At 69.7% G+C, this 26328-nt stretch carries 25 protein-coding genes and 1 pseudogene; 17 read left to right on the forward strand and 9 right to left on the reverse strand.

The genetic code is table 11. The features are described 5' to 3' along the window. Positions 1–111: 111 nt before the first annotated feature. The 3 genes and pseudogenes from ACIOVG_RS02185 to dhaK all read right to left on the reverse strand — a co-directional run. A pseudogene (locus ACIOVG_RS02185) lies at positions 112–804 on the reverse strand (HPr family phosphocarrier protein); the annotation flags it as partial. Next, positions 804–1448 carry a dihydroxyacetone kinase subunit DhaL gene (dhaL, locus tag ACIOVG_RS02190; RefSeq protein WP_400868600.1) on the reverse strand — a complete coding sequence of 215 codons (645 nt, stop codon included), beginning with the start codon at positions 1446–1448 and terminating at the stop codon, positions 804–806. The pseudogene ACIOVG_RS02185 and the gene dhaL, both read right to left, overlap by 1 nt. Before the next feature lie 98 nt (positions 1449–1546). Next, complete coding sequence (gene dhaK / locus ACIOVG_RS02195) at positions 1547–2539, reverse strand: dihydroxyacetone kinase subunit DhaK (RefSeq protein WP_400868602.1); 993 nt, start codon at positions 2537–2539, stop codon at positions 1547–1549. A 148-nt stretch (positions 2540–2687) separates the two neighbouring features. Between dhaK and ACIOVG_RS02200 the strand changes: the two genes are divergently transcribed. After that, complete coding sequence (locus ACIOVG_RS02200) at positions 2688–3455, forward strand: IclR family transcriptional regulator (protein WP_400868604.1); 768 nt, start codon at positions 2688–2690, stop codon at positions 3453–3455. A 1-nt stretch (position 3456) separates the two neighbouring features. On the opposite strand, the gene ACIOVG_RS02205 is transcribed toward ACIOVG_RS02200, so the two are convergent. Further along, positions 3457–4068, reverse strand: a complete 612-nt coding sequence (locus tag ACIOVG_RS02205; RefSeq protein ID WP_400868606.1) for a TetR/AcrR family transcriptional regulator — start codon at positions 4066–4068, stop codon at positions 3457–3459. Between the two features lie 122 nt (positions 4069–4190). Between ACIOVG_RS02205 and ACIOVG_RS02210 the strand changes: the two genes are divergently transcribed. From ACIOVG_RS02210 to ACIOVG_RS02245, 8 genes are all read left to right on the forward strand, one after another. Next, on the forward strand, positions 4191–5381 hold the full coding sequence (locus ACIOVG_RS02210; protein ID WP_400868608.1) for a thiolase family protein: 1191 nt from the start codon (positions 4191–4193) through the stop codon (positions 5379–5381). Further along, positions 5374–6135, forward strand: coding sequence for an enoyl-CoA hydratase/isomerase family protein (locus ACIOVG_RS02215; RefSeq protein WP_400868610.1), 762 nt, complete (start codon positions 5374–5376; stop codon positions 6133–6135). The genes ACIOVG_RS02210 and ACIOVG_RS02215 overlap by 8 nt, the downstream gene beginning before the upstream one ends. Then, positions 6132–6989, forward strand: a complete 858-nt coding sequence (locus ACIOVG_RS02220) for a 3-hydroxyacyl-CoA dehydrogenase family protein (RefSeq protein ID WP_400868612.1) — start codon at positions 6132–6134, stop codon at positions 6987–6989. Before ACIOVG_RS02215 ends, ACIOVG_RS02220 begins: the two co-directional genes overlap by 4 nt. Beyond that, positions 6986–9079, forward strand: a complete 2094-nt coding sequence (paaZ, locus tag ACIOVG_RS02225) for a phenylacetic acid degradation bifunctional protein PaaZ (RefSeq protein WP_400868614.1) — start codon at positions 6986–6988, stop codon at positions 9077–9079. Before ACIOVG_RS02220 ends, paaZ begins: the two co-directional genes overlap by 4 nt. An 11-nt stretch (positions 9080–9090) precedes the next feature. Beyond that, entirely contained in the window at positions 9091–9474 is a 384-nt protein-coding gene (gene paaI, locus ACIOVG_RS02230) for a hydroxyphenylacetyl-CoA thioesterase PaaI (RefSeq protein WP_400868616.1), read from the forward strand. A gap of 152 nt (positions 9475–9626) precedes the next feature. After that, entirely contained in the window at positions 9627–10925 is a 1299-nt protein-coding gene (gene paaK, locus ACIOVG_RS02235) for a phenylacetate--CoA ligase PaaK (RefSeq protein WP_400868618.1), read from the forward strand. A gap of 145 nt (positions 10926–11070) precedes the next feature. After that, positions 11071–12177 (forward strand): DNA adenine methylase, encoded by a 1107-nt coding sequence (locus tag ACIOVG_RS02240; protein WP_400868620.1) that lies wholly within the window; start codon positions 11071–11073, stop codon positions 12175–12177. Continuing rightward, positions 12177–13025, forward strand: a complete 849-nt coding sequence (locus ACIOVG_RS02245) for a hypothetical protein (protein WP_400868622.1) — start codon at positions 12177–12179, stop codon at positions 13023–13025. Before ACIOVG_RS02240 ends, ACIOVG_RS02245 begins: the two co-directional genes overlap by 1 nt. Before the next feature lie 19 nt (positions 13026–13044). Here the strand turns inward: ACIOVG_RS02245 and ACIOVG_RS02250 are convergent, their stop codons facing one another. Next, the gene (locus ACIOVG_RS02250) at positions 13045–15171 is read right to left on the reverse strand and encodes a DEAD/DEAH box helicase (RefSeq protein WP_400868624.1); all 2127 of its coding nucleotides are present in this window, start codon (positions 15169–15171) and stop codon (positions 13045–13047) included. 74 nt (positions 15172–15245) lie between these two features. Here ACIOVG_RS02250 and ACIOVG_RS02255 point away from each other — a divergent pair, with 74 nt between their 5' ends. The 8 genes from ACIOVG_RS02255 (at position 15246) to ACIOVG_RS02290 (ending at position 22103) form a co-directional block, all read left to right on the forward strand. Further along, the gene (locus ACIOVG_RS02255; RefSeq protein ID WP_400868626.1) at positions 15246–15665 is read left to right on the forward strand and encodes a pilus assembly protein CpaE; all 420 of its coding nucleotides are present in this window, start codon (positions 15246–15248) and stop codon (positions 15663–15665) included. An 84-nt stretch (positions 15666–15749) separates the two neighbouring features. Then, positions 15750–16727, forward strand: coding sequence for a 1,2-phenylacetyl-CoA epoxidase subunit PaaA (paaA, locus tag ACIOVG_RS02260; protein ID WP_400868628.1), 978 nt, complete (start codon positions 15750–15752; stop codon positions 16725–16727). Further along, positions 16727–17032 carry a 1,2-phenylacetyl-CoA epoxidase subunit PaaB gene (gene paaB, locus ACIOVG_RS02265; protein ID WP_017828375.1) on the forward strand — a complete coding sequence of 102 codons (306 nt, stop codon included), beginning with the start codon at positions 16727–16729 and terminating at the stop codon, positions 17030–17032. Before paaA ends, paaB begins: the two co-directional genes overlap by 1 nt. Continuing rightward, on the forward strand, positions 17029–17898 hold the full coding sequence (gene paaC, locus ACIOVG_RS02270; RefSeq protein ID WP_400868630.1) for a 1,2-phenylacetyl-CoA epoxidase subunit PaaC: 870 nt from the start codon (positions 17029–17031) through the stop codon (positions 17896–17898). The genes paaB and paaC overlap by 4 nt, the downstream gene beginning before the upstream one ends. Then, positions 17892–18380, forward strand: coding sequence for a 1,2-phenylacetyl-CoA epoxidase subunit PaaD (gene paaD / locus ACIOVG_RS02275; protein WP_400868631.1), 489 nt, complete (start codon positions 17892–17894; stop codon positions 18378–18380). Before paaC ends, paaD begins: the two co-directional genes overlap by 7 nt. 1 nt (position 18381) lies before the next feature. Further along, on the forward strand, positions 18382–19545 hold the full coding sequence (paaE, locus tag ACIOVG_RS02280; protein ID WP_400868633.1) for a 1,2-phenylacetyl-CoA epoxidase subunit PaaE: 1164 nt from the start codon (positions 18382–18384) through the stop codon (positions 19543–19545). Between the two features lie 51 nt (positions 19546–19596). Continuing rightward, positions 19597–20367 (forward strand): enoyl-CoA hydratase/isomerase family protein, encoded by a 771-nt coding sequence (locus tag ACIOVG_RS02285; protein ID WP_400868635.1) that lies wholly within the window; start codon positions 19597–19599, stop codon positions 20365–20367. Between the two features lie 212 nt (positions 20368–20579). Beyond that, entirely contained in the window at positions 20580–22103 is a 1524-nt protein-coding gene (locus tag ACIOVG_RS02290) for an ATP-dependent DNA ligase (RefSeq protein WP_400868637.1), read from the forward strand. 25 nt (positions 22104–22128) lie between these two features. Here the strand turns inward: ACIOVG_RS02290 and ACIOVG_RS02295 are convergent, their stop codons facing one another. The 4 genes from ACIOVG_RS02295 to ACIOVG_RS02310 are packed head-to-tail and all read right to left on the reverse strand — an operon-like array spanning position 22129 to position 26138. Next, positions 22129–22656, reverse strand: coding sequence for a phosphoribosyltransferase (locus tag ACIOVG_RS02295; protein WP_247630609.1), 528 nt, complete (start codon positions 22654–22656; stop codon positions 22129–22131). A 28-nt stretch (positions 22657–22684) separates the two neighbouring features. Next, positions 22685–23530 (reverse strand): transglutaminase N-terminal domain-containing protein, encoded by an 846-nt coding sequence (locus ACIOVG_RS02300; protein WP_400868639.1) that lies wholly within the window; start codon positions 23528–23530, stop codon positions 22685–22687. Then, the gene (locus ACIOVG_RS02305) at positions 23527–24453 is read right to left on the reverse strand and encodes an alpha-E domain-containing protein (protein WP_400868641.1); all 927 of its coding nucleotides are present in this window, start codon (positions 24451–24453) and stop codon (positions 23527–23529) included. Before ACIOVG_RS02305 ends, ACIOVG_RS02300 begins: the two co-directional genes overlap by 4 nt. Next, complete coding sequence (locus ACIOVG_RS02310) at positions 24447–26138, reverse strand: circularly permuted type 2 ATP-grasp protein (RefSeq protein ID WP_400868643.1); 1692 nt, start codon at positions 26136–26138, stop codon at positions 24447–24449. The genes ACIOVG_RS02305 and ACIOVG_RS02310 overlap by 7 nt, the downstream gene beginning before the upstream one ends. Between the last annotated feature and the right edge of the window lie 190 nt (positions 26139–26328).

Here is a 26328-nt window from a genome sequence, read left to right on the forward strand (position 1 = left end):
CGACTCCGACTGCCCCGCGGTGGCAGGAGCGGTGGTCGCTTCGTCGAGGGGTACGGCGACAGAGTCCACCGCGACGGCCGTCCCCTCACCGAACCCGTCGTCGAAGAGGGCAGCGAGCCGATCGAGCGCCGCGTCCGCATCGGGACCGTGCGCTGAGAGTTCCAGCTCGTCCCCCTGCCGCGCGCCGAGCACGAGCAGACGGGAGAGACTCGCCGCCGATGCCTCCGGACCGTCGGGCAGACGCCGCAGGCGCACGTCGGTTCCCGCGGACGCCTTCGCGATCAAGGCGGCCGGACGCGCGTGGATGCCGAGCGGGTTGCGCACCTGCACACGCCGCGTGCGGGTATCACTCGTGACCGGCGGAGCGTCTGCCGGCGGTGGCGTCTCCTCGTCGAGCTGACCGGTCTTCGCGGCGAGCGCCGCTGACGCTTCGGCGGCGACCGCGTCGAGCGAACCGCCGGCTGCAGCCGACACCACGGCGGCGAGCAGCCCCTCCACGAACGGCGCCGGCGCCAGGCGCACGGGCACATCGCTCATGCGCAGCTCCAGCGCGAGCTCCGCACTGAGCACCGCGGAGCCGAGGTCCATCAGCACCAGCACCCCGTCGCAGTCCGCCGCCAGCTCATCGATCGCCGCAGCGACGGCGACGGCATCCGTACCGAGGATGGGGGTGCCGTCGGCATCCGTCCCTGCACCGGCGGCGACCCGCACGTGTGCACCGCCTCCCTGCACCATCTGGAGGGCGAGCTCGAGGGCCGCCTCGCCCAGCCGTGCGCTGTGGGAGACGGCGACGATGCCGATCATCAGGAGCTGCCGGCGATCGCGGCGGCGAGCGTGTCGAACAGGATCGCGGTCGACGCGGCGCCCGGGTCGAGGTGACCGGCGCTCCGCTCGCCCAGATAGCTCGCGCGCCCCTTGCGGGCGACGAGCGGGAGGGTCGCATCGCGTCCGGTCGCTGCAGCGTCGGCAGCGGCCTGGGCGGCGGATGCGAGATCCGCTCCCCCGGCGATCGCGGCATCGAAGGCATCGACCGCCGGCGCCATCGCGTCGAACATCGTCTTGTCACCGGCCTCCGCCTTGCCGCGCGCGACGATGCCCTCCAGCCCGGCTCGCAGCGCGGCGGCGAGGCCGGCCGCATCGAGCTCGGTCACCGCCCCAGCCGTCATCCCCATCCGCAGGAAGAGCGTGCCGTAGAGCGGACCGCTGGCGCCGCCGACCGAGCTGACCAGGGTCATACCGACACCTTTGAGCAGTTCGTCGGCGGTGGCGGGTGCACCCGCATCCAGCTTCTCGACGACCGCGTTCATGCCCCGCGCCATGTTCGAGCCGTGATCCGCATCGCCGATCGCGGAGTCGAGCTCCGTGAGCCAGTCGCGCTTCTCGACCACCGCATCGCGGAAGCGCGTGATCCAGTCGAGCAGGGTGGTGGTTCCGATGGTGTCAGTCATGCAGGTTCTGTCCTTCTGTCTGTTCCGGTCGCAGAGAGCGACGCTCGTGAAGCCGACCGGGTGCGCTTTTGCGACCGGCGCGGCTCCGTGCGTTCTGTTCAGGCGCCCCAGCGCAGGCCGGGGGTGTTCACGGGCGCATCCCACAGGCGCAGCAGCTCGTCATCCGCCTTGAGCACCGTGACCGAGCATCCGGCCATGTCGAGCGAGGTGATGTAGTTGCCGACCAGGTTGCGCACGATCTGCACTCCGGCCTTCTCGAGCAGCGCCGCGACCTCGCCGTACATCAGGTACAGCTCGATCTGCGGGGTCGCCCCCATGCCGTTGACCATCACGATCGCGGGACCAGCGAAGTCCAGGTCGCCCAGGATCGGCTCGACGAGCTGGCGGGCGATCTCGGATGCTGGTGCGAGCGGTTCGCGGTGACGCCCCGGTTCGCCGTGGATGCCGATGCCGATCTCCATCTGGTCCTCTGGCAGGTCGAAGGTGGGCTTGCCCGCCGCCGGCACCGTGCAGCTGGTGAGCGCCATGCCCATGGACCGCCCTTGACCGTTGATCCGCTGTGCGAGCGCGACGACCGAGGCGAGATCCTGACCCTCTTCGGCTGCGGCTCCGACCAGCTTCTCCAGCAGCACCGTGAGTCCCACGCCGCGTCGACCGGCCGTGTAGAGCGAGTCCTGCACCGCGACGTCGTCGTCGACCACGACCGTGCCGACCTCGATGCCCTCCATCTGCGCGAGCTCCGCCGCCATCTCGAAGTTGAGCACGTCGCCGGTGTAGTTCTTGACGATGTGCAGCACCCCGGCCCCGTGATCGACGGCCTTGGTGGCGGCCTGCACGCGGTCGGGTGTGGGAGAGGTGAACACCTCGCCGGCGACGGCGGCGTCGAGCATGCCGGGTCCGACGAACCCGCCGTGCAGCGGCTCGTGACCCGATCCTCCACCGGAGACCACGGCGACCTTGCCCTGCGCCTTGGGCACGGCGCGGGTGATCACGTGGGTCTCGAGATCCACCGAGAGTTCGGGATGGGCGAGCGCTGTGCCTTTCAGCGACTCGACCAGCACGTCTTCCGGGGCGTTGATGAGCTTCTTCATCGTGCGATCTCCTTTGATCTCTTTCGCGAAAAACCGAAAGCAATTCGTTAATGTCGAATATGCTCGGAGCTCGTCGGCTTGTCAAGATCTATCCGGAAGCCCGACGCAGACGCCGGCTCGACGACGAACCGGAAGAGAGGACGGCCGCGTGATCCAGGCCATCGACCGCGCCGCGAAGGTGCTCGAACTGCTGCAGGGCGCCCGCCACCTCGGCATCACCGACCTCGCGGCGGCACTGAGCCTTCCCCCGTCGACGGTGCACGGCATCGTCAAATCGCTCCGCGCGCACGGACTGGTCGCCAAGGAACGCGGTGGGCAACGGTACATGCTCGGGCCCACGCTGCTGCGGCTCAGCAACGTCTACCTGGACACGCTCGATGTGCGCGCCAGAGCGATGCGGTGGACGCAGGAGCTGGCGCGGCGGACCAGCCTGCCGGTGCGCCTGGGCGCCCCGCACTTCCACGAGGTGCTCGTGATCCATCACGACCTGCGCCCCGATGACAGCCAGCAGATGCTCGAGACCGGCGTCGCGATCCCCGCGCACGCCTCGGCGATGGGCAAGGTGCTGCTCGCCTACGACCAGGGCTTCCAGCGCACCGTGTTCGAGCAGCCGCTGCGCAGTCTCACCGGCGACACGATCATCGATGTCGCGCGGCTCACCCTGGAGCTGCCGGCGATCGCCGAACGCGGCAGCGCGAGCGAGACCGACGAGGCCGTGCTGGGCGAGTCGTCGGTCGCAGCCCCCGTCGCCGACGCCTCGAACGACATCGTCGCCGCGGTCGCGGTGGTGCTGCCGACGTCGCAGGCGCCCGCCTCCGACGCCGTGCTCAACGCGCTGCGCGAGACGGCACGCAACATCTCCCGCGAGCTCGGCGCGACGTCGTGGCCGCCACGCGTGGCGCCCGCCGAGGACTGAATCAGCGCGACTGCAGCCCGTCGAGCGTGACGCGCAGGATGTCCTCGCCGAGCTCTGCGGGATCCACGGCACCGCCGGGGCGGTACCACTCGACCACGGAGTTGATCATGCCGAACAGCAGGCGGGTGGCGACCGCCGCCGAGATGTCGTCGCGGATCAGCCCCTCGCGCTGCGCCTCACGCACGATCGCTGTGACGCGCTGATCGAACACGCGCCGGCGGGCCAGGGCGGCCAGCTCCACCTCGCTGTTGCCGCGCACCCGCAGTAGCAGCGTGACCGAGGGGAGCTTGGCGGTGAGCACGCGCACGGCCCCGCGGACGATCGACCGCAGCCGCTCCGACGCCTCGGTGTGCGCGGCCTCGGCCTCGTCGACCACGGCCTCCAGCGCGTCGAGAGCATCGTCGAGCGCCAGCGCGAGGATCGCCGACTTGGACTCGAAGTGGTGGTAGAGCGCGGACTTCGTCAGCCCGAGCTTCGCGGCCAGGTCCGAGATCGAGGTCGCGTCGTACCCCTGCTCGTTGAACACCGTGACGGCGACCGTCAGCACCTGCTCGCGGTCGTACCCCGGTCGCCCGCGGCGTGGGGGCGAGGGCGGGTCGTCGTGTGCAGCCATGCCCCCAGTCTGGCATCGGCCACGCACACCTGGCCGGGTTGCCAAGCGCGGCGCGATCTGCGATCATTCCTGAACGATCGGTCTGCAAAGACCCGCCGATGTGGGCGGACGAGAGGATGACGATGTCCGAGGCTTACCTCGTCGCCGGCACGCGCACCCCGGTGGGGCGCTACGGCGGTGCTCTGGCCGGAGTCCGGCCCGATGATCTCGCCGCGCTCGTGGTGGCCGACGCCGTCGCCAGAGCGGGCATCCCCGGCGACGCCGTGGACGAGGTGATCCTCGGCGCCGCCAACCAGGCCGGCGAGGACAACCGCAACGTCGCCCGCATGGCCGTGCTGCTCGCCGGCCTCCCCGACACGGTGCCCGGCCTCACGGTCAACCGCCTCTGCGCCTCCGGGATGTCGGCCATCGCTCTCGCCGCCACGGCGGTGCGCGCCGGCGACGCCGACCTCCTCGTCGCCGGCGGAGTCGAGTCGATGACCAGAGCGCCCTGGGTGCAGGCGAAGCCGGAGCGGGCATGGGCCAGACCCGGCGCGGCGTTCGACACCTCGATCGGCTGGCGCTTCGTTAACCCGCGACTGGCCGCCCGCGACAAGGCCACGTTCTCGATGCCGGAGACCGCGGAGGAGGTCGCCCGCCTCGACGGGATCACCCGCGACGATGCCGATGCCTTCGCCCTGCGCAGTCACCATCGGGCACTCGCGGCGATCGATGCGGGGCGCTTCCACGACGAGATCGTGGCGGTGGACACCCCGCGCGGCCGGGTCGACACCGACGAGGGACCCCGGCGCGAGACCTCGCTCGACGCGCTCGCAGCCCTGCGCCCCGTGGTCGCCGGCGGCCAGGTGGTGACCGCCGGCAATTCCAGCTCCCTCAACGACGGCGCCTCGGCGGTGGTCGTCGCCAGCGCCGAGGCCGTCGAGCGCCACGGACTGCGGCCCCTGGCCCGGGTCGTGTCGGCCGCGACGGCCGCGCTCGCCCCGGAGATCATGGGACTCGGCCCGGTGCCCGCGTCCGAGAAGGCCCTCGCCAAGAGCGGGCTCACGATCGACGACATCGGCGCGGTCGAGCTGAACGAGGCCTTCGCGTCGCAGTCGCTCGCCAGCATCCGCCGTCTGGGGCTCGATCCTGCCATCGTGAACGCCGACGGCGGGGCGATCGCACTCGGGCACCCGCTGGGATCGAGCGGATCACGCCTGATCGTGACGCTGCTCGGACGCCTGGCCCGCGAGAACGCCCGCTACGGTCTCGCGACCATGTGCGTCGGGGTGGGACAGGGTTCGGCCATGATCGTGGAGCGCCTCGATGCCTGACACCTCCGGGACCGCAGACCGGGCCGTGCGCATCGAGGAGCGGAATGATCGCGTCGTCGCGACGCTCGACCGCCCCGAGGTCCGCAACGCGATCGACCAAGCGATGGTCGACGAACTGCATGCGCTGTGCGAGACGCTCGAACGGTCCCCGCGTATCCTGATCCTCACCGGCGCCGGGGGCGTCTTCGCGTCGGGCGCCGACATCGCGCAGTTGCGCGATCGCACATCGGCCGATGCACGCAGGAGCATCAACGCGACGGTGTTCGCCCGCATCCGCCGCCTGCCGATGCCGGTGATCGCCGCGGTCGACGGCTACGCCCTGGGCGGCGGAGCGGAGCTGGCCTACGCGGCCGACATCCGCATCGGCACCGACCGCGTGCGCTTCGGCAACCCCGAGACCGGGTTGGGCATCGTCGCCGCGGCGGGGGCGACCTGGCGCCTGCCCGAGATCGTCGGGCACGCCCGCGCGAGCGAGCTGTTGCTGACCGGTCGGGTGATCGACGCCGCGGAGGCTCGGGACTGGGGACTGCTGTCCTCCGTGCACGCCCCCGGCGACCTGCTCGACGCCGCGCAGGCCCTGGCCGACCGCATCGCGGCGAACGGCGCCCGCGCCACGGCGCTCACCAAGCACCTGCTGCTCACGCCGCCGGACGAACATCTCGGGATCGTGGGCGACGTGCAGGCGGAGCTGTTCGACAGCGCGGAGAAGCACGAGCGGATGACCGCGTTCCTGGAGAGGAAGAAGAATCGATGACCCTTCCACAGCGCGTCGGAGTGCTCGGCGGAGGTCGGATGGGCGCGGGGATCGCGCACGCCTTCCTCCTGGCCGGCGTCGGGGTGCACATCGTCGAACGCGATGAGGATTCGGCGGATGCCGCACGTGCGCGGGTGCACGCGAGCCTGGAGCGGTCGGTCGCGCGCGGCGGCGACTCTCTTCCGCTCGACGACCTCACCTCCGCGCTCACGGTCGGGACCTCGGTGAACGATTTCGCCCAGGCGGGTCTGGTCATCGAGGCGGTTCCCGAGGATCGCGCGTTGAAGGCGGACGCGCTATCACGCATCGAGGCGGTCGTCGCGGGCGACGCGGTGCTCGCCACCAACACGTCGTCGATCTCGATCACCGATCTCGCCGGCGGCCTCTCCTCCCCCGAGCGCTTCCTCGGCATGCACTTCTTCAACCCGGTGCCCTCCTCCACGCTGATCGAGGTCGTGATCGGCGCCCAGACGCTGTCCTCCCTGGTCGACACGCTCCGCGGCTGGGTCTCAGAGCTCGGCAAGACCGCGGTGGTCGTGCGCGACTCCCCCGGCTTCGCCTCCAGCCGCCTCGGCGTGATGCTCGCGCTGGAGGCGATCCGGATGCTCGAGGAAGGCGTCGCCTCGGCCGCCGACATCGACGCGGCCATGGAGCTCGGGTACCGGCATCCGACCGGACCGCTGCGCACCACCGACATCGTCGGGCTCGACGTGCGGCTCGGCATCGCGGAGGAGCTGGAGCGGGCATTCGGCGAGCGCTTCGCTCCGCCCGCGCTGCTGCGCCGGATGGTGGACGACGGACAGCTGGGCCGCAAGAGCGGCCGAGGATTCTACGACTGGAGTGACGAGAGATGACCGCTGCGATCCTGCCCAGCTATGTCGGCGACGCCTGGTGGGCGCCAGAGACCGACCCCGACGCCGCCGTCGTGCGCGATGCGTCGACCGGCGCGGCCGTGGCCGCCGTCAGCACCCGCGGTCTCGACGTCGAGTCCGTGCTGCGGCACGCCCGCACGGTCGGACAGCAGAGCCTCGGCACCCTGACCTTCCACCAGCGCGCCGTGCTGCTCAAGCAGTTCGCGATCGAGCTGACGGCGCACAAGGAGGAGTTGTACGAGCTGTCGACGCGCTCCGGATCGACCAGGCGCGATTCGCTCAACGACATCGACGGCGGCATCGGCGTGCTGTTCACGTATTCCTCCAAGGGGCGCCGGGAGATGCCGAACTCCCAGGTGTACCTCGAGGGCGCGATCGAACCGCTGTCGAAGGACGGATCGTTCCTCGGACGCCACATCTACACGCGCCTGCCCGGCGCCGCGCTGCAGATCAACGCGTTCAACTTCCCGATGTGGGGGGCGCTGGAGAAGTTCGCCCCGGCCTTCCTCGCCGGAGTGCCGTCGATCGTGAAGCCCGCGACGCCCACCGCGTACGTGGCCGAGGCCTGGGTGCGCATCCTGGTCGACTCCGGACTACTGCCCGCCGGCTCGTTGCAGCTGATCAGTGGTGGCGTGCACGATCTGCTCGGCCGGCTCGCGCTCGGCGACACAGTCGGCTTCACCGGCAGCGCGACCACGGCCGCGCGCCTGCGCGGCCAGGTCGACCCGGCGGTGCGCTTCACGAGCGAGACGGACTCGATCAACGCCTCGGTGCTCGCGCCGGATGCCACAGCCGACACCCCCGAGTTCGACGCCTACGTGCGTCAGCTGATGGTCGAGCTCACGACCAAGGCCGGCCAGAAGTGCACGGCGATCCGCCGCGCCATCGTCCCGGTGGGATCCCGCGACGACCTGGTCGCGGCCCTGCAGGCGAGCATCGCCTCGCGCGTCGTGATCGGCGACCCCCGCGCCGAGGGCGTCACGCTCGGCCCGCTGGTCTCGGTCGCACAGCGCGACGAGGTGCTGCACCAGGTCGGCGTGCTGCAGGATGCCGGCGGCACCCTGCTGATCGGGTCGACCGATCGCCCCGAGGTCACGCGGGCCGACGGCACGGTGGGCACCGCAGACGACGGCGCCTTCCTCTCCCCCCTCGTGATCGGCTTCGACGGCGTCGCCCCGGATGCCGCCCACGAGGTGGAGGCCTTCGGTCCCGTCACGAGCGTGCTCACCTACTCCTCGCTCGCCGAAGCGGCTGAGCTGGTCGGACGCGGCGGAGGGTCGCTCGTGACCAGTGTCGCGACACACGATCCGCAGACCGCCGCCGAGCTGATCGCGCGCATCGGCGCGTTCAACGGCCGGGTGCTGTTCCTCGACCGCGACGACGCCCGCAGCTCGACCGGCCACGGCGCCCCGGTGCCGCATCTGGTGCACGGCGGCCCCGGCCGGGCAGGCGGTGGCGAGGAGCTGGGCGGCATCAGGGCCGTGCTGCACTACATGCAGCGCACCGCCGTGCAGGGCTCCCCGCGTATGCTGACCGCGATCACCGGGGTGTGGCACGCCGGCGCCGATGCTGACGCGACCGGCACGCATCCTTTCCGCAAGTCGCTCGCCGAGCTGCGGATCGGCGACCGCGTCGACTCCGCCGAGCGCGAGGTCACCCTCGCCGACATCGAGACCTTCGCGCACTTCACCGGCGACACGTTCTACGCCCACATGGACGAGGCTGCGGCGGCCGCCAACCCGTTCTTCCCCGGACGGGTGGCACACGGCTACCTGCTGGTCTCGTGGGCGGCAGGGCTCTTCGTCGATCCGGCTCCCGGCCCCGTGCTCGCCAACTCCGGCCTCGAGAATCTGCGCTTCATCACTCCGGTGTCTCCGGGCGACCGCATCCGGGTGACGCTGACCGCGAAGCAGATCACGCCGCGCGAGACCGACGAATACGGCGAGGTGCGCTGGGACGCCGTGATCCGCAACGAACGCGATGAGGTGGTGGCCGAGTACGACGTGCTCACGCTGGTCGCCAAGGAGCTCGCCCCGGCTGATGCCGAGCCGTCGACCGGAGCAGCAGCGTGACCCTGCGCCCGATGATGCAGCGGGACCGCGCCTCTGCGCTGCTGGGCATGACCGTCGAGAAGGATGAGCCGGGCGAGGCCGTCGTCTCGATGCGGGTGCGCGACGACATGCTCAACGGCCACGCCATCACCCACGGCGGCTTCGTGTTCACGCTCGCCGACACCGCCTTCGCGATCGCGTGCAATGAGGACGAACGGGTCACGGTCGCTGCCGGCGCCGACATCGTGTTCGTGAAGTCGACGACCGCGGGCCAGCGCCTGACCGCGCACGCCCGCCGCCGCACCGTCGTCGGCCGCACCGGGGTCTACGACATCACGGTCACGGATGACACGGGCGACGTGGTCGCCGAGGTGCGAGGCCGCTCGCTGACGACCGACCGTCGCCCCGCGGAATGACCCCCGCCGGCGCCGAAACGCGGGCATCGTGCGCGTGGGGCACAGGCACGTACGCACGCCGCGAACCGGAGCCGTGAGGGATTGATGAGATGACGATGAACCGTCCTGTGCCTGCACCGCCGCGGGCCGGGGAAAGTGATGAAGGAGTCACGATGACGACGATCGAACTGCTGACCGGGGCCGGCGAGTCCGTGCTGCACTCGCGTCCGGAGCTCGCGCAGCTCCAGCTGCGCCGCCTGCAGTGGACCGTGCGTCACGCGTACGAGAACGTGCCGCACTACCACCGTCGCTTCACGGAGCACGGCGTCACGCCCGACGACATCCGCACGCTCGCCGACATCCGCCGCCTGCCCTTCACCACCAAGGCCGATCTGCGCGAGACCTATCCCTTCGGCATGGTCGCGGTGCCGATGGCGGACGTGCGGCGGGTGCATGCCTCGTCGGGCACCACCGGACGACCGACCGTCGTGGCCTACACCCAGGGCGACCTGGACCGCTGGGCCGACCTCATCGCCCGCTCGCTCCACGCCGCCGGCGTCCGACCCGGCATGCGCGTGCACAACGCCTACGGCTACGGCCTGTTCACGGGCGGACTCGGCGCACACGCGGGGATCGAACGGCTCGGAGCGACCGTGATCCCGATGTCGGGCGGTCAGACCGCCCGCCAGGTGCAGATGATCCGCGACTTCGAGCCGGACGCGATCCTGTGCACACCCAGCTATCTGCTGACGATCGCCGATGCACTGGAGGAGGCGGGCGTCGATCCGCGCTCCACCTCACTGCGCATCGCCGTGCTCGGCGCGGAGCCCTGGACCAACGAGATGCGCCGCGAGATCGAGCGACGGATGGACCTCGATGCGGTCGACATCTACGGGCTCAGCGAGGTGATGGGGCCGGGTGTCGCGAGCGAGAGCGTGCTCACCAAGGACGGCCCGCACGTCTGGGAAGACCACTTCCTCCCGGAGACGATCGACGCGGAGTCAGGCGAGCCGGTGGCCGACGGCGAACTCGGGGAGCTCGTCTTCACCTCGCTCACGAAGGAGGCGTTCCCCGTGATCCGCTACCGCACGCGCGACCTCACCCGCCTGCTCCCCGGTACGACGTTCCCGGCCGCGCGGCGGATCGAGAAGATCACGGGGCGCAACGACGACATGATCATCCTCCGCGGCGTGAACCTCTTCCCGACGCAGATCGAGGAGCTCGTGATGGGCATCGAGACCCTGACCCCGCATTTCGTGTTGGAGTTGCGCCGCGAGAGCCGGATGGACTCGATGACCGTGCGCATCGAACGGCATCCGCAGCTCGATCGCTCCGTGTGCGAGGCGGCGGCCGTCGTGCTGCAGCAGCGCATCAAGGTGCACATCGGCACGACCGTCGACGTGCACCTGGAGGAACCGGGAACCCTGCCGCGCAGCGAGGGCAAGTACAAGCGCGTCCACGACCTGCGCTGAGGTCCCGCGCCGGTCGACGTCACCCGCGCAGCGCGAAAGTGCGGACGCAGGCGGTGAGGGATCCGTGCGACACCGGAACGCCGATGTGGTTCGATGACGAGCGCGCCGCCACTCGAGTGTCCGAGGGGGCTGGCAAACTGTACCCATGCCGACCCGTACAGTCTCCACCGCCTTTGCTCTGACGGACTCAGGCCGGCGGCCGACCAAGCGAAACGCGACCACGGCAGACGTTCTTGCTCGCGCCCAGCAGTACCCACGCATGCGATACATGGGATCGAAGTGGGCTCTGCTGCCCCATCTCGAGCGAACGTTTGCCGCAGTGGGTGGCGCAACCGCGGTCGATGCTTTCTCCGGGTCCGGTGTTGTGAGCTATCTCCTTAAGGCACAGGGCTTCAGCACTACTTCCAACGACTTCATGGAGTTTTCTTCGACGGTGGCGCGTGCGACGACGGAGAACTCACAGCAGCGACTCGGCCTCGACCTCGTCGACAAGATCTGTGGCCCCGCAGCGGATGATCGAGACTTCATTCAGCGAACCTTTTCGGGCATCTTCTTCAATCGCGAGGACCTGACTTTCCTCGACTCGGCCTGGTCACACATCGATCTGCTCGATGGGTACGAAAGGGATATCGCGATCTCCGCGCTGATTCTCTCCGCGGCGCGCAAGCAGCCCAGAGGGGTTTTCTCATACGTCGGCACTCGCTACGTGGATGGACGGCGCGATCTTCAGCTCTCAATGGCCGAGCACTTTCGCGAACGAGTCGCCGAGTACAACGCCACGGTCTTCGACATAGGCACCTCGAACCGCGCAGTGACCGGAGACGTATTCGAGCTCGATGTCCAAACTCCGGACATCGCGTACCTCGATCCGCCATACGCCCCGCCGCGTGACGACACGGACTACATGAAGCGATACCACTTCCTCGAAGGACTCAGCGTCTATTGGCGTGGAGTGGAGATCATGGCCCACACCAAGACGCAGAAGATCGCAAAAAGGTTTACCCCATTCGCCTACAAGAGAACCGTCGAGGATGCGCTCATGCGCACCTTCGAGAAATTCGCCGACGCGGGCGCAATAGTCATGAGCTACGGTTCCAACGCGCTGCCCGGACCTGAGCGCATCACCGAACTCCTGCGCGAGGTCAAGCCGCATGTCGAGGTGCAAGCAATCGATCACAAGTATTCCTTCGGCACGCACGCTGCTGCTACCAGGCGGTCAGCGTCCGAGTACATCTTCGTCGGACGTGACTGATGCCGGCCCCCGTCCCGTCGTTCGAGGAGTACGTGCTATCTCTCGGCCAGTTGACGCCGCACGTAGATCCAACGGCGGTAACCGCCGAGTCTGCGGCCATAAAGCTTGCTTCACGCTCCTTGAGCGAGATTCCAGCCGATGAGCTGAGTGCCGAAGCAATCACCGCATGGATTGAGGCGCACCCGACGTGGGTGCCCGTTCTTGGCCTGACGGTAGGGCTCAGCAGGGAGCGACTGAAGAATGTTCTACGCAACCGCTTCGACTCCAGCGGTTGGACGACTCTCGCACGCACCCGTGGGCCTGAGCTCGTCGACTGGTTCGACACGGAGTTCGACCTGATTGCGGCCCTAGAGAATCAGCGGTTGAAGACATACGACTTCGGGGACATCCTTATCGCTCGCGCGGGTACACGCGCGACTGCTACCCGGGCGGGCGTGTCCGGGCGGAAGGTTGAAGACGAGATTGAGGCGATCGCCGAGAGTCTAGGGTTGCCGTACCAAACGCGAACCCGGTTCACGGGTCGAAACGGCTCGACCGCGCCGTGCGATCTCGTCGTCCCGGACACAACTGACGCCAAGATTGTTGTGGCAGCAAAAGGCTTCGACTCGACCGGCTCGAAGTTGACCGACGCAGTGCGCGAGATTCAGGAGATGGCCGCGATCCGAAAGCCGAACCAATTTGTCATGGCCGTGATCGATGGAATCGGATGGAAGTCACGAATCGCCGACCTTCGTCGCATCCACGATCTCTGGGCCGCCGACGAGATCGATGGCATGTATACCTTGGCGACGCTCGGCTCGTTCCGTAGCAATATGAAGGAGGCTGCGCAGCTGCGCGGTCTGCTCTGACCTGCGGCGGCACTGCCCTTCACCCGCGCAGCGCGAGAGTGAAGGGCAGCACCGCGGTCGCGCCCGCCCGACGGAGCGTGCGCGCCGCGACCGTCACGGTCCACCGGCTGTCGACCAGGTCGTCGACGAGCAGCACGGGCCCTGCCGGAACCTCGAGATGCTCGGCGCTCAATCGATCCCAGAGGCCGGCGAGCCGGAACACGCTGTTGCCGCCGGGCTGCCCGCTCGGGCCGCCGCCGACGGGTGCGAGCGCACCGAGATAGGGCAGGCGCCCCACCTCGGCAAGACCGCGGGCGAGGGAGTCGACGAGCTGCGGATGCGACCGCGACGGCATCGCGACCACCGCCACCGGGCGCTGCTCCCACGTCCACCCGGCGAGCACCCGGACGCAGGCGGCGAGCAGTTGCGGCGACACCGGGGCGTCCGACGCGCCCGCCGCGAAGAGCTCGCGCAATGCGCCTCCCCACCCGAGGTCCGTGAGGCGGGCGAGGGCCCTCCCCTCCCCCGCCTGCTCGTCCGGCGCGATACGACCCCGCACCGGCACATCCAGACGATCGGCACCGGTCGGCCAGGCGCGACGCGGCTCGATCGGCACACCGACCCGGTCGAGCGACTCCGACGCCTGGGTGGTCGCCACGGCACCGATCTCGCGGGGGAACCATCCGCCGGCGCAGTTGTCGCAGCGACCGCACGGCGCCGCTGTCTCGTCGTCGAGCGAGCGCTGCAGGAACTCCATCCGGCAGCCTTCGGTCTGCTCGTAGTCGAGCATGTGCTGCTGCTCGGCGACGCGTTCGGCCGCGATGCGCTCGTACCGCTCGGCGTCGTAGACCCAGGGCTCGCCCGTGGCGACCCATCCGCCCTGCACGCGTCGCACGGCGCCGTCGACATCGAGCACCTTCAGCAGGAGCTCGAGCGGTGTGCGGCGGATGTCGACCATGGCTTCGAGCGCCGGCGTCGAGATCGGGGTGTCGCCGAGCGCCGTGATCACTCGCTCCGCGCGCTCCCGGTCGGGCATCGACGCGGTCGCGAAGTAGTGCCAGATGTCTCGGTCCTCCACGCCAGGCAGCAGCAGCACATCGGCGCTCTCGCTGGCACGACCGGCGCGACCGACCTGCTGGTAGTAGGCGACAGGCGACGACGGCGCGCCCAGGTGCAGCACGAACCCGAGATCGGGCTTGTCGAACCCCATGCCGAGGGCGCTGGTCGCGACGAGCGCCTTGACCTCGTTGCGCTTCAGCATCCCCTCGGACTCGGCGCGCTCGTCGGTGTCGGTCTGGCCGGTGTAGGCGCGCACGTCATGGCCGTGCTCGCGCAGCAGCCGGGCGGTGTCGACCGCGGCAGCGACGGTCAGCGTGTAGATGATGCCGGAGCCCGGAAGGTCGTCGAGGTGGCTGAGCAGCCAGGCGAGTCGGCTCGCGGAGTCGCGCAGCCGCAGCACACCCAGACGCAGCGAGGTACGGGCAAGCGGGCCGCGGATCGTTAGCACCTCGGCCACTCCGGTCTCGCCGCCACCGTCGTGCAGACTGTCCAGCTGCTCCGCGACATCGGCCACGACGCGACTGTTCGCGGTCGCCGTGGTCGCGAGCACCGGCACATCGGCGGGCATCTGCGCGATCAGGTCGCGCAGTCGCCGATAGTCGGGACGGAAGTCGTGTCCCCAGTCGCTGATGCAGTGCGCCTCGTCGACGACCAGCATGCCGATGCGGCGGACGAGCGCCGGCAGCTGCTCCTCACGGAAGGACGGGTTGTTCAAGCGCTCAGGCGAGACCAGCAGCACGTCGACCTCGTCGCGATCAAGGCGCGTCAGCACATCGCTCCACTCGTGGGCGTTGGTGGAGTTGATCGCGACCGCGCGCACGCCGGCGCGTTCGGCCGCGGAGATCTGGTCGCGCATGAGCGCCAGCAGCGGCGAGACCAGCACGGTGGGCCCAGCCCCCTGGCGCCGCAGCAGCAGGGTGGCGACGAAGTACACCGCCGACTTGCCCCATCCGGTGCGCTGCACCACGAGCGCCCGGCGCCGCCCGGCGACCAGCGCCTCGATCGCCTCGTACTGCCCGTCGTGGAAATCGGCGTCGGGGCGACCGACGAGTTCACGCAGCGCGGCGAGCGCGGCGTCACGGGTGTCGGACGGAGCGGGGGAGGCCATGTCCCCACTCTGCCCCACTCCACCGACATGCCCCACGCGGCCCTCACGCGCACGCGGTCGTCTAGCGTGGAGCTGTGATCACCCGAGAACTCGCCGTCGCCCTGCGTGAGGCGGGTCTGGTGTGGCATCCGGCCGATGGCGACCGGTTCCAGCTCGACCTGCCGGACGAGATCGAGCTCGAAGCCGAGGCCGACGTCTTCACGGTCAGCGCCATGACCATCGAGGCGCGTCAGACACCGAGCGGCACCGACCTGGCGTTCAACGGCACCACCGAGTGGGCGCTCGACGCGGTCACGCTCGCCGATGCCGTCTGGCTGCCCAGGGAGGATCAGCTTCGCGATCTCCTGCGCGGGACCTTCCGACGCCTGTCCCGGTTGAGCGACACGTTCCTGGTGGAGATCGAGCTCGCCGGCGAGACGCTCCGGTTCGAGCATCCGGATCCCGCCGAGGCCTACGGCAGGGCTCTTCTCGAGCTGGTCTCCCGCTCCCGCTGAGCGTCGCGTCTTGCGTGTCGCGCATCGTCATGTCAGAATTACTCAACGACCGGTCAGTAAAGATCGGAGGACGAGGAGTCGATGATGACCAGCCCCGCAGACCTCAGCCTCGTATCGGGCGAGATCTCCGACGAGGAGCGCGTGTTCGACGAGCTCATCGCGAACGAGCAGCGCATCGAACCCCGCGACTGGATGCCCGACGCGTACCGCAAGACGCTGATCCGTCAGATCTCGCAGCACGCACACTCCGAGATCATCGGGATGCAGCCAGAGGGCAACTGGATCACGCGCGCGCCGAGCCTCAAGCGCAAGGCGATCCTGATGGCGAAGGTGCAGGACGAGGCCGGCCACGGGCTCTACCTCTACTCCGCCGCGCAGACCCTCGGCATCACTCGGGACGAGATGATGGAACAGCTCATCAGCGGCAAGGCCAAGTACTCCTCGATCTTCAATTACCCCACCCCGACCTGGGCCGACATGGGGGCGATCGGCTGGCTCGTCGACGGCGCCGCGATCGTCAACCAGGTGCCGCTGTGCCGGGCGTCGTACGGTCCGTACGGCCGCGCGATGGTGCGGGTGTGCAAGGAGGAGTCGTTCCACCAGCGCCAGGGGTTCGAGATCCTGCTCAGCCTCATGCAGGGCTCCGAGGAGCAGCGCCGGATGGCGCAGGATGCCGTGAACCGCTGGTACTGGCCGAGCCTGGCGATGTTCGGACCGCCGGATGAGCAGTCGCCGAACTCCGCGCAGTCGATGAAGTGGAAGATCAAGCGGTTCTCGAACGACGACCTGCGCCAGCGCTTCGTCGGGATGCTGGTGCCGCAGGCCGAGATCCTCGGGGTCACGCTCCCCGATCCCGATCTGCGGTTCGATGACGAGACCGGTCAGTACGTGATCGGTGAGATCGACTGGGACGAGTTCTTCGAGGTGCTGCGCGGCAACGGCCCCTGCAACGCCGAGCGCCTGGAGCGCCGCCGCACGGCGCATGAAGAGGGCGCGTGGGTGCGCGAGGCTGCGGCCGAGTACGCCCGCAAGCAGGCCCTGACCTCGACGGCGGTGGCGTGATGGCGACGCCCGGAGCAGACGAGCGCGAACCCTGGCCGCTGTGGGAGGTGTTCGTGCGCGCGAACCGCGGTCTGAGCCACGTGCACGTCGGATCGCTGCACGCGCCGGACGCCGAGATGGCGATCCGCAACGCGCGCGACCTCTACACCCGCCGCGGTGAGGGCGTCTCGATCTGGGTCGCCCCCGCCGATGCCATCACCACGAGCGATCCCGATGCCAAGGGCGCGTACTTCGAGAGCCCCGCCGGCAAGAACTACCGTCACGCCGTGTACTACACGGCCTCCGAGGGGGTGCCGCACCTGTGACTGGAGAAGCGGTTGCTGAGCCTGTCGAAGCACAGGGACCCATCCCGGATGCCGACGTGCACGGCGACGTCTCGGTCGATGAGCTCCAGCTCTCACAGGAGCTCTCCGGCGTCGGAGCCGTGGCCGCGTCCGCCGACATCGCCGAATACGCCCTGCGTCTCGGCGACGATGCGCTGATCCTCGCGCAGCAGCTGGGTGAGTGGATCTCCCGCGCACCTGAGCTGGAGGAGGATGTCGCCCTCGGGAACATCGCCCTCGACCTCCTCGGTCATGCCCGGTCGTTCCTGCACTACGCCGGTTCGTTCGACGGCCGCAGCGAAGACGACCTGGCGTTCTTCCGCGATGAGCCGGAGTTCCGCTGCGCGTGGATCGTGCAGCAGCCGAACGGCGATTTCGCCCAGACCATCGCGCGGCAGTTCGTGGTCGCGACGTACATGTTCGAGCTGTACTCCACGCTGCGGGCGAGCAGCGACGCGACCTTCGCGGCGATCGCCGAGAAGTCCCTCAAAGAGGTCGACTACCACCGTGACCACGCGGTGCAGTGGATGCTGCGCCTGGCCGGCGGCACCGAGGAGTCGCGTGCGCGGATCATCCGCGCGAACGCCGACGTCTGGCCCTACGTCGACGAGCTGTTCCGCGACGATGAGCTGATCGAGCGCCTCGGCGACGCCGTGGCGCGGCCGTCGGACCTGCGCGCCGGCTTCGACGCCGTGGTCGACACGGTCTTCACCGAGGCGGAGCTGTCGGTGCCCGCGGTCGCCGCTTCGTCCGCCGGTGGCCGTCACGGCGCACACGCCACCCCGCTCGGCCACATCCTCGCCGAGATGCAGGTGCTCGCGCGACGGCATCCGGGGGTGACATGGTGACTCCGACGCAGGAGGCCTGGCGCATCGCCGCGGCCGTCGCCGACCCCGAGGTGCCCGTGCTCACGATCGAGGATCTCGGCGTGCTGCGCGCGGTCGAGGTCGATGAGGAGCGCGTGCGGGTCGACATCACCCCGACCTACAGCGGCTGCCCGGCGATGGACACGATCCGCGACGACGTCATCCTCGCGCTCACCGCGGCGGGGTACCCGGAGGTCGAGGTGCGCCTCGTGCTCTCCCCCGCCTGGACGACGGACTGGATGACGGATGCCGGCAAGACCAAGCTCGCCGAGTACGGCATCGCACCGCCCTCGGGTCGTGCTGCCGTGTCGACGGGGCCCATCCGCCTGGCGCTGAGCGTGCGCTGCCCGCGCTGCGGCTCCCTCGACACGCGCGAGGTCTCGCGGTTCGGCTCGACCTCCTGCAAGGCCCTGTTCGAGTGCCGCGCGTGCCTCGAGCCCTTCGACCACTTCAAGGTGCACTGACATGTCGCTCTTCACCTCGTCTCCGGCCGGCGTCTCGCCCGCGACGCCCCGCACCGACGTGGCACCGCGCAAGCGCGCCCGCTTCCACACCCTCACGGTCGAGGATGTGCGCCCTCTGACCGACGACGCGGTCGAGGTCACATTCACGGTGCCCGCCGCGCTCGCGGACGAGTACGACCACCTGCCCGGTCAGTACGTCGCTCTGCGCACCACGCTCGACGGCGTCGAGGTGCGGCGCTCCTACTCCCTCTGCCGCGCACCCGAGCACCGCGACGACGGCGGCGACACCCGGCTGAGCGTAGCCGTGAAACGCGACGAGGGAGGGCTGTTCTCCACCTGGGCGCAGACGGGACTGCACGCCGGATTCGAGATCGACGTGATGAGCCCGCAGGGCACGTTCACCTCGACACTCGACGACCTCGACCACCGGCACATCGTCGGCATCGCGGCCGGCTCCGGCATCACACCGCTCATGGCGCTGGCGCACACCGTGCTGACGCGGTCAGAGACCTCGCGGTTCACCCTGCTCTACACGAACAGGGCCACCCTCGACGTCATGTTCCTGGAAGACCTTGCCGACCTCAAGGACCGCTACCCCACCCGTCTGGTGCTGCACCACGTGCTCTCGCGCGAGCAGCGCACGGCCCCCGTGCTCTCGGGGCGGATCGACGAGGAGAAGCTGCGGACGATCCTGGGCACGCTGATCCTGCCGTCGACCGTCGACGAGTGGTTCCTGTGCGGACCCCTCGCCCTGGTGGACCTGTGCCGCGAGGTGCTCGCCGATGTCGGCGTCGATCGCTCGCACATCCGCTTCGAGCTGTTCACGACCGGAGACGAGCCGGCGCGCGCCGCCCGACCCGTGGAGGTGCGCGCCGGACAGAAGACCGTGCGCATCGAGGTCACGCTCGACGGCGTCTCGTCGACGGTGGAGAGCCCGGTCGACGCGCACGAGTCGGTGCTGAACGCCGCGCTGCGCGTGCGCCCCGATGCCCCGTTCGCCTGCGCGGGCGGGGTGTGCGGCACCTGCCGGGCGCGCGTCGTGGAGGGCAGCGTGACCATGACCGAGAACTACGCCCTGGAACCCGACGAGCTCGAGCGCGGCTTCGTGCTCACCTGCCAGTCCCACCCCACCAGCGACCGCGTGGTCGTGGACTACGACGTCTGAAATGCCTGGATCCCTGAGCCCGGCGAAGGGCCCCGCGGAAGGACAGCACGCATGATCGACCTGACCATCGCCGACGACGTCGCGCACATCACGCTGAACGCGCCGGCGAAGCTGAACGCCCTCGACGAGCAGGCGCTGCGCGATCTCAGCGCTGCCTACGACGAGGCGCAGCAGGCCGGCGTCCGCGCCCTGGTGCTCCGCGGCGAAGGGCGCGCGTTCTGCGCCGGTCGCGACATCTCGGGCGTCGACCCGCGCGACGACGACGTGATCGGCTACCTCGGCGGTCTGGTGACGCCGCTACTGCAGCGGATGTCGCGGTTCCCGGCGCCCACCTTCGCTGCGGCGCACGGCGCCTGCCTGGGAGTCGGGCTCGGCCTGCTGATCGCGACCGACGTCGTGTATGTCGCGGAGTCCGCGAAGATCGGCTCGCCGTTCGCCGCACTGGGGGCGACGCTCGACTCGGGCGGACACGCGCTGTTCCTCGACCGGCTCGGCGCGCACAAGACGCTCGACCTGATCTACACCGGACGGCTGATGACCGGCGCGGAGGCGGTCGCCTCCGGACTCTTCTCGCGCGTGTTCCCCGACGACCGGGTCGTCGAGACGACGACGGATGCCGCGACCGCCGCCGCCCGGGGTGCCACCACCGCCTTCCTCGCGAGCAAGCAGCTCATCGCCCGCATCCGCGACGAACGCCTCGCCCTGTGGGATGCCGTCGGGATCGAGAACGCCGCCCAGGCCGCGCTGTGCGACACGGACGACTACCGCGAGGGCTTCGCGGCGTTCCAGGAGAAGCGGAAGCCGGTGTTCCGCGGGGTGTGACATCCCCGGGTGCCATGCGCCCCGCACGATGACAGGTGCGCAGGATCGCGACAGTCGAGCTCGGCCGCGTACACAGCTTCGGAGCAGACGCGTGACACGCCGCGCGACGAACGCCGCCGGCGGCGTGTCACGGACGATCTCCGAAGTCGTGCACGGGCGACAGTCACGCGCACTCGGGCGCCGGTGTCCGACCCCGGTGGCAGAATGCGGGGATGATGCTCTCAGAGCTCGTCACCACGACAGAAGAGGTCGCCGCGACCTCATCGCGCCTCGCGAAGATCGACGCCCTGGCCCGGTTGCTCGCGCGCGCAGAACCCGCAGAGATCGCGCCGCTCGTCGGTCTGCTGCTGGCGGCACCGCGGCAGGGGCGCCTCGGAGTGGGGTGGCGAGGGATCGCGGCCCTCGATGTGCATCATGCGGATGCATCGACACTGCGCGTCGCCGACGTCGATCAGGCTCTCGATGCTCTGGCCGCGGCATCCGGCGCCGGGTCGAACACGGCGCGCAGCGTCATCCTCGGAGACCTCGCCGCCCGCACCACGGCGAGCGAATGGGACTTCCTGACCAGGGCGATCCTCGGCGAACTGCGCACGGGAGCGCTCGGCGGCGTGCTGCTCGACGCGATCGCTCGTGCATCCGGTCGCACGCCGGCCGTCGTCCGCCGCGCCGCCATGCTCTCCGGTGATCTCGGCACCACCGCGCACCTGGCCCTCACCGGCACCGCCGCCGAACTCGAGGCCGTCGGCCTGCAGGTCGGCCGCCCGGTGCTGCCGATGCTCGCCGGCACCGCCGCCACCCCGACCGCGGCGCTCGAGGTCACGGGCGAGGCGTCGGTCGAGTTCAAGCTCGACGGTGCGCGCATCCAGGTGCATCGACACGGCGAGGAGGTCGGCGTGTACACGCGCAGCCTGGCCGACATCACCCATCGGGTGCCGGAGCTGGTCGAGATCGTGCGGGCGCTTCCCGCCCGCGATCTGATCCTCGACGGCGAGACGCTCTCACTCGATGAGGACGGCGGTCCGCGGCCGTTCCAGGAGACGATGTCGCGCTTCGGCGCCGATGTCTCCCGCGAACTCCTGCTGCGCCCCTGGTTCTTCGACCTGCTGCACGTCGACGGGCGCGACTTGATCGACGAGCCGCTCTCCACCCGCCTCGCCGAACTCGAGCGCATCGCGGCGGACTGGCGGATCCCCGGCGTCGTGACAGCCGATGCCGCCGCGGCCGAAGAGCTCTCTCGCACAGCACTCGCCGCCGGACACGAGGGCGTCGTCATCAAGGCGATCGACTCGACGTACACCGCGGGAAGGCGCGGCACCTCCTGGATCAAGGTCAAACCCGTGCTGACCTACGACCTCGTGGTGCTCGGGGCGGAGTGGGGATCGGGTCGCCGGCAGGGCTGGCTGTCGAACCTGCATCTGGGCGCGCTCGATCCGGAAGGGGAGTTCGGGGAGCCCGGTGCCTTCGTCATGGTCGGCAAGACCTTCAAGGGCCTCACCGATGAGCTGCTGAACTGGCAGACGCAGACGTTCCCCGAGTTCGAGACGCGTCGCTCGGCCGGCACCGTCTTCCTCCGGCCGGAGATCGTCGTCGAGATCGCGATCGACGGCGTGCAGCGCTCGCCCCGCTATCCCGGCGGAATCGCGCTGCGCTTCGCCCGGGTCAAGGGCTACCGCACCGACAAGACCGCCGCCGAGGCCGACACGATCCAGACCCTGCGCGCACTGCTGCGGGGGTGACCTGCGGAATCCGCAGCCCTGGCGCTCAGGCCGAAGGAGCGAGCCCCTGATCCTCTTCGACCACGGTGCCCTGGAACGACCACGGGAAGTTGATCCAGAGGTCGGTGTCCTTCCAGGCGTAGTCGGGCTGGATGATCGTCGTGGGCTTCGTGTAGATCGTGACCGAGCGCACGTCGGCGCCCTTGTCCTTGAGCAGCTGCACGGCGAGGGCGAGTGTGCGACCGGAGTCCGCGACATCGTCGACCAGCAGCACGCGGCGGCCGTCGAGGTAGGCCATGTCGAGTTCCGGCGGCAGCACCTCGGGGGCATCGAGCACGGTGCCGATGCCGGTGTAGAACTCGACGTTGATCGCGCCGCAGTTCTTCGCTCCCAGACCGTAGGCGATGGCCCCCGCCGGCAGCAGGCCACCGCGCGCGATCGCCACGACCACCTCGGGCACGAACCCGCTGTCGACGATGGTGCGTGCGAGCTCGCGGGTCGCCGCGCCGAATCCGTCCCAGGTGAGCGTCTCGCGCTCGATCGTTGCATCAGTCACTGGTTCATTCTCCTGCATCCGATCGGCGCCCGAATCCACGCGAGGGTCACTCCAACCGCGTGACCTCGACGGACACGAAGAGCTCCGACGCACTCGGCCCGGCGTACACACCACGCAGCGGAGGGACGTCGCCGTAGTCGCGACCGTGGCCGACGTAGACGTGCGACTCCCCGATCTCGGCGAGGTTGGTCGGGTCGTATCCCCGCCACTCCCCCGAGTACCACTCCACCCAGGCGTGCGACTCGCCGATGACGGGCTGTCCGATCGGCGCCGTCGGATCCGGGTGCAGGTAGCCGGAGACGTAGCGTGCCGGGATGCCGATCGCCCGCAGCACGCCGAGCGCGACATGGGCGATGTCCTGGCAGACACCCGAGCGCGCCGGCCACGCGTCTCGCGCGGTGGAGTTCACCCCGGTGACTCCGCTCTGGTACTCCATGGCCTCGCCGACCGTGCGACAGATCTCGAACGCGGTGGCGTCGACGTCACGCCCTTCGGCCCTGATCCGCTGCGCGAGCGCGATCATCTCGGCGTCGGGCGCCGTGGCGGGGGTCTGCGTGACCCCCTCGGCGAGCGAGAGCGACAGCGGGATACGGGCGGCGAGCTCGTCCCAGTCGATCACGGCGGTCGACGGGGACGTCGCCCGCACGTCCACGATGCTCGTCGCGGTGACCGACAGCAGCTGATGCGGGGTCAGCACCTCGAAGGTCGACACCCGGGTGTCCCAGTAGTCCGCATACGAGTGCTGGGTCGCGGTCGGCGAGATGTCGAGGGTCGCCTGCAGCACGAACTGCCCTTCGCGCGAGTGCGGCAGCATCCGCGCCTCGTTGTACGACGCGGTCGCCGGCTTCTCGTAGCGGAACCCGGTCCGATGCACGATCCGCAGGCGGCTCACAGCGCTTCTCCGATCCACACCGGCATCGCGATCGAGGGGAAGTACCGCTCCCTGATCGCGTCGCTCGCATCCGACATCCCCACCTGCACCTCTTCCATGCTCTCCGAGAGCCGATGCACGATGTCACCGACCGGTCGATACTCCAGCTCCGAGCGCATCCGTCCCAGCACGCGGTGGGCGCGGTCCGGCGCTCCGAACGCTCCCGCCGGGTCGATACCGCGCAGGCACTCCTCCGCCTGCAGGATGCTCGAGAGCACCGACCGCGGGAACAGCCGGTCCACGAGCAGGAACTCCACGGCCGACGCGGCCGTGGGTACCGCGCGATGACTGCGCAGATGGGCCTCGTACGCGCCGCAGCTGCGCAACAGCGTGGTCCAGCTCGGGCCGCCGGCATCCGTCAGCGACCGCGTCGCGAGCAGCCGCGCGGTCATGTCCGCCCGCTCGATCGACCGGCCGAGCACGAAGAACTGCCAGGCCTCGTCGCGACTCGTCGAGGAGTCGACCACGCCGAACGCCAGAGCCGACCGATCACGGACCCAGCGGAAGAACGGGTGCGTCTTGTCCGAGGCGATCCACCGCGGCATCCGCGCGTTGGATTCGTTGAGGGTCTCCCACAGATCGGTCGAGATGATCTCGCGCGCACGGCGGGCGTTCTCGCGGGCGGCGGCGATCGAATGGGCGATCGACGCCGAATGCTCCCGATCCAGTGCGAGCAGTCGCACCACGTCGTCGCGTCCGAGCGGCGCATCGCCCTCGACCGTCGTGCCCATGACCGAGAGCAGGGCACGGCACGCCGTGTCCTCCTCGACCCATGGGTCCTCCAGGAGCAGCTGCAGGTGCACGTCGAGGATGCGCGCGGTGCCGTCGGCGCGCTCGACGTAGCGACCGATCCAGAACAACGCCTCGGCGATGCGGCTCAGCATGAGAGATCCCCCTCCACCCGCTGCTGTTGTTGCTGCTGTTGCTGCTGGTGGTGACGCGCCTCGAGGTCTTCGTCCTGCGGCGACGAGAGGAACGGCGGATGCGGTTCCTCTCGCGGCGGCGAGGCGACGACCGCGATCGCCCCGGTGGCGATCGAGACCTCGTCGGAGGCCGGGTCGGAGAGGCCGGCGACCGTGGTGTTCGGCCCGGTGAACAGGGAGGGATCCAGCACCCAGGTGTCCTTCGACCCTCCCCCCTGACTGGAGTTCACCACCAGCTGCCCCTCGGGCAGCGCGACCCGGGTGAGGCCGCCGGGGAGCACCCAGACGTCGGTGCCGTCGTTCACGGCGAACGGCCGCAGATCGACGTGCCGCGGCCGGAATCCGTCCTCCACCAGTGTGGGGATCGTCGACAGCTGCACCACCGGCTGCGCGATCCATCCGCGCGGATCCGCCAGCAGCGTCGCCCGCAACGACTCGAGCGTGGCCCGCGAGGCGTCGGGGCCGACCACGAGGCCCTTCCCGCCGGAGCCGTCGACCGGCTTCACGACCAGTTCGTCGAGCCGGTCCAGCACCTCCTCCAGCGCATCCGGCTCCTCCAGACGCCAGGTGTCGACGTTGGGGATGATCGGGTCCTCGCCGAGGTAGTAGCGGATGAGCTCCGGCACATACGTGTAGACGAGCTTGTCGTCGGCGACGCCGTTGCCGATCGCGTTCGCCAGGGTGACGTTGCCCAGTCGTGCTGCGAGCATCAGCCCCGGTGCGCCCAGCACCGAGTCCGGCCGGAAGTGCTGCGGGTCCAGGAACTCGTCGTCGACGCGACGGTAGATGACGTCGACCCGCGTCGGCCCGGCGGTCGTGTGCATCCACACCCGCCCACCGGAGCAGAACAGGTCGCGACCCTCGACGAGCTCGATGCCCATCATGCGCGCCAGCAGGGTGTGCTCGTAGTACGCGGAGTTGTAGACGCCGGGGGTCAGCACGACCACCGTCGGATCCTCGACACCCGCCGGAGCCGCAGCGCGCAGGGCCTGCAGCAGCCGCCCCGGGTAGTCGACGACGGGCCGGACGCGCAGACTGGTGAACAGCTCGGGGAGCGTCTGCGCCATGACCCGCCTGTTGGCCAGAACGTAGCTGACGCCGCTGGGCACCCGGACGTTGTCCTCCAGCACCCGCCAGGCACCCTTCTCGTCACGGATGACGTCGATCCCGGCGACGTGGATGCGCACACCGTTCGCCCCGACGATGCCCGCAGCCTGGCGGTGGAAGTGCGACGACGAGCTGATCAGCGACGCCGGGATCACGCCGTCGTGCACCGCGAGCTGCGGGCCGTACACGTCTGCCAGGAAGGCCTCCAGCGCGCGCACGCGCTGCTTCACCCCGGATTCGACGTAGGTCCAGTCATCCGCGGCGATCACACGCGGGACCACGTCGAGCGGGAACGGCCGTTCCTCCCCGGCGAAGTCGAAGGTCACCCCTTGCGCGAGGTACGAGCTGGCCAGTGCATCCGTCCGCGCCCGCAGCTCCGCATCGTCCATCCCGGCCAGCGCGGGGTACATGTCCCGGTACGGCAGTCGCACCTCGCCGCCGCCCGGGAGCGCCTCAGAGGGGAACATCTCATCCCAGGGCTGCGGCCCGTTCCGCACCGGCGACCGACGAGAGGTGTATCCGTTGAACAGCGACTCCATGTCGGAATACTTCCGCGGCGTGATTTCGATGATGTTTCCGAGGGAAGTCGGAGCGGCGACAGAGCCGGGCCGGAGCGGTAGAGTTCATCTGTCCGGTCGTTCGGCGGCCGGTGCCCGAAAAAGGGGCACGAAGCACTTCGCACTGCAGCGGAGGCGAGACACATACGGATACCCCGTTCTCCGTCCCTGT

Origin of the sequence: Microbacterium sp. NPDC087591 (assembly GCF_044743625.1) — a bacterium.
Taxonomy (GTDB): domain Bacteria; phylum Actinomycetota; class Actinomycetes; order Actinomycetales; family Microbacteriaceae; genus Microbacterium.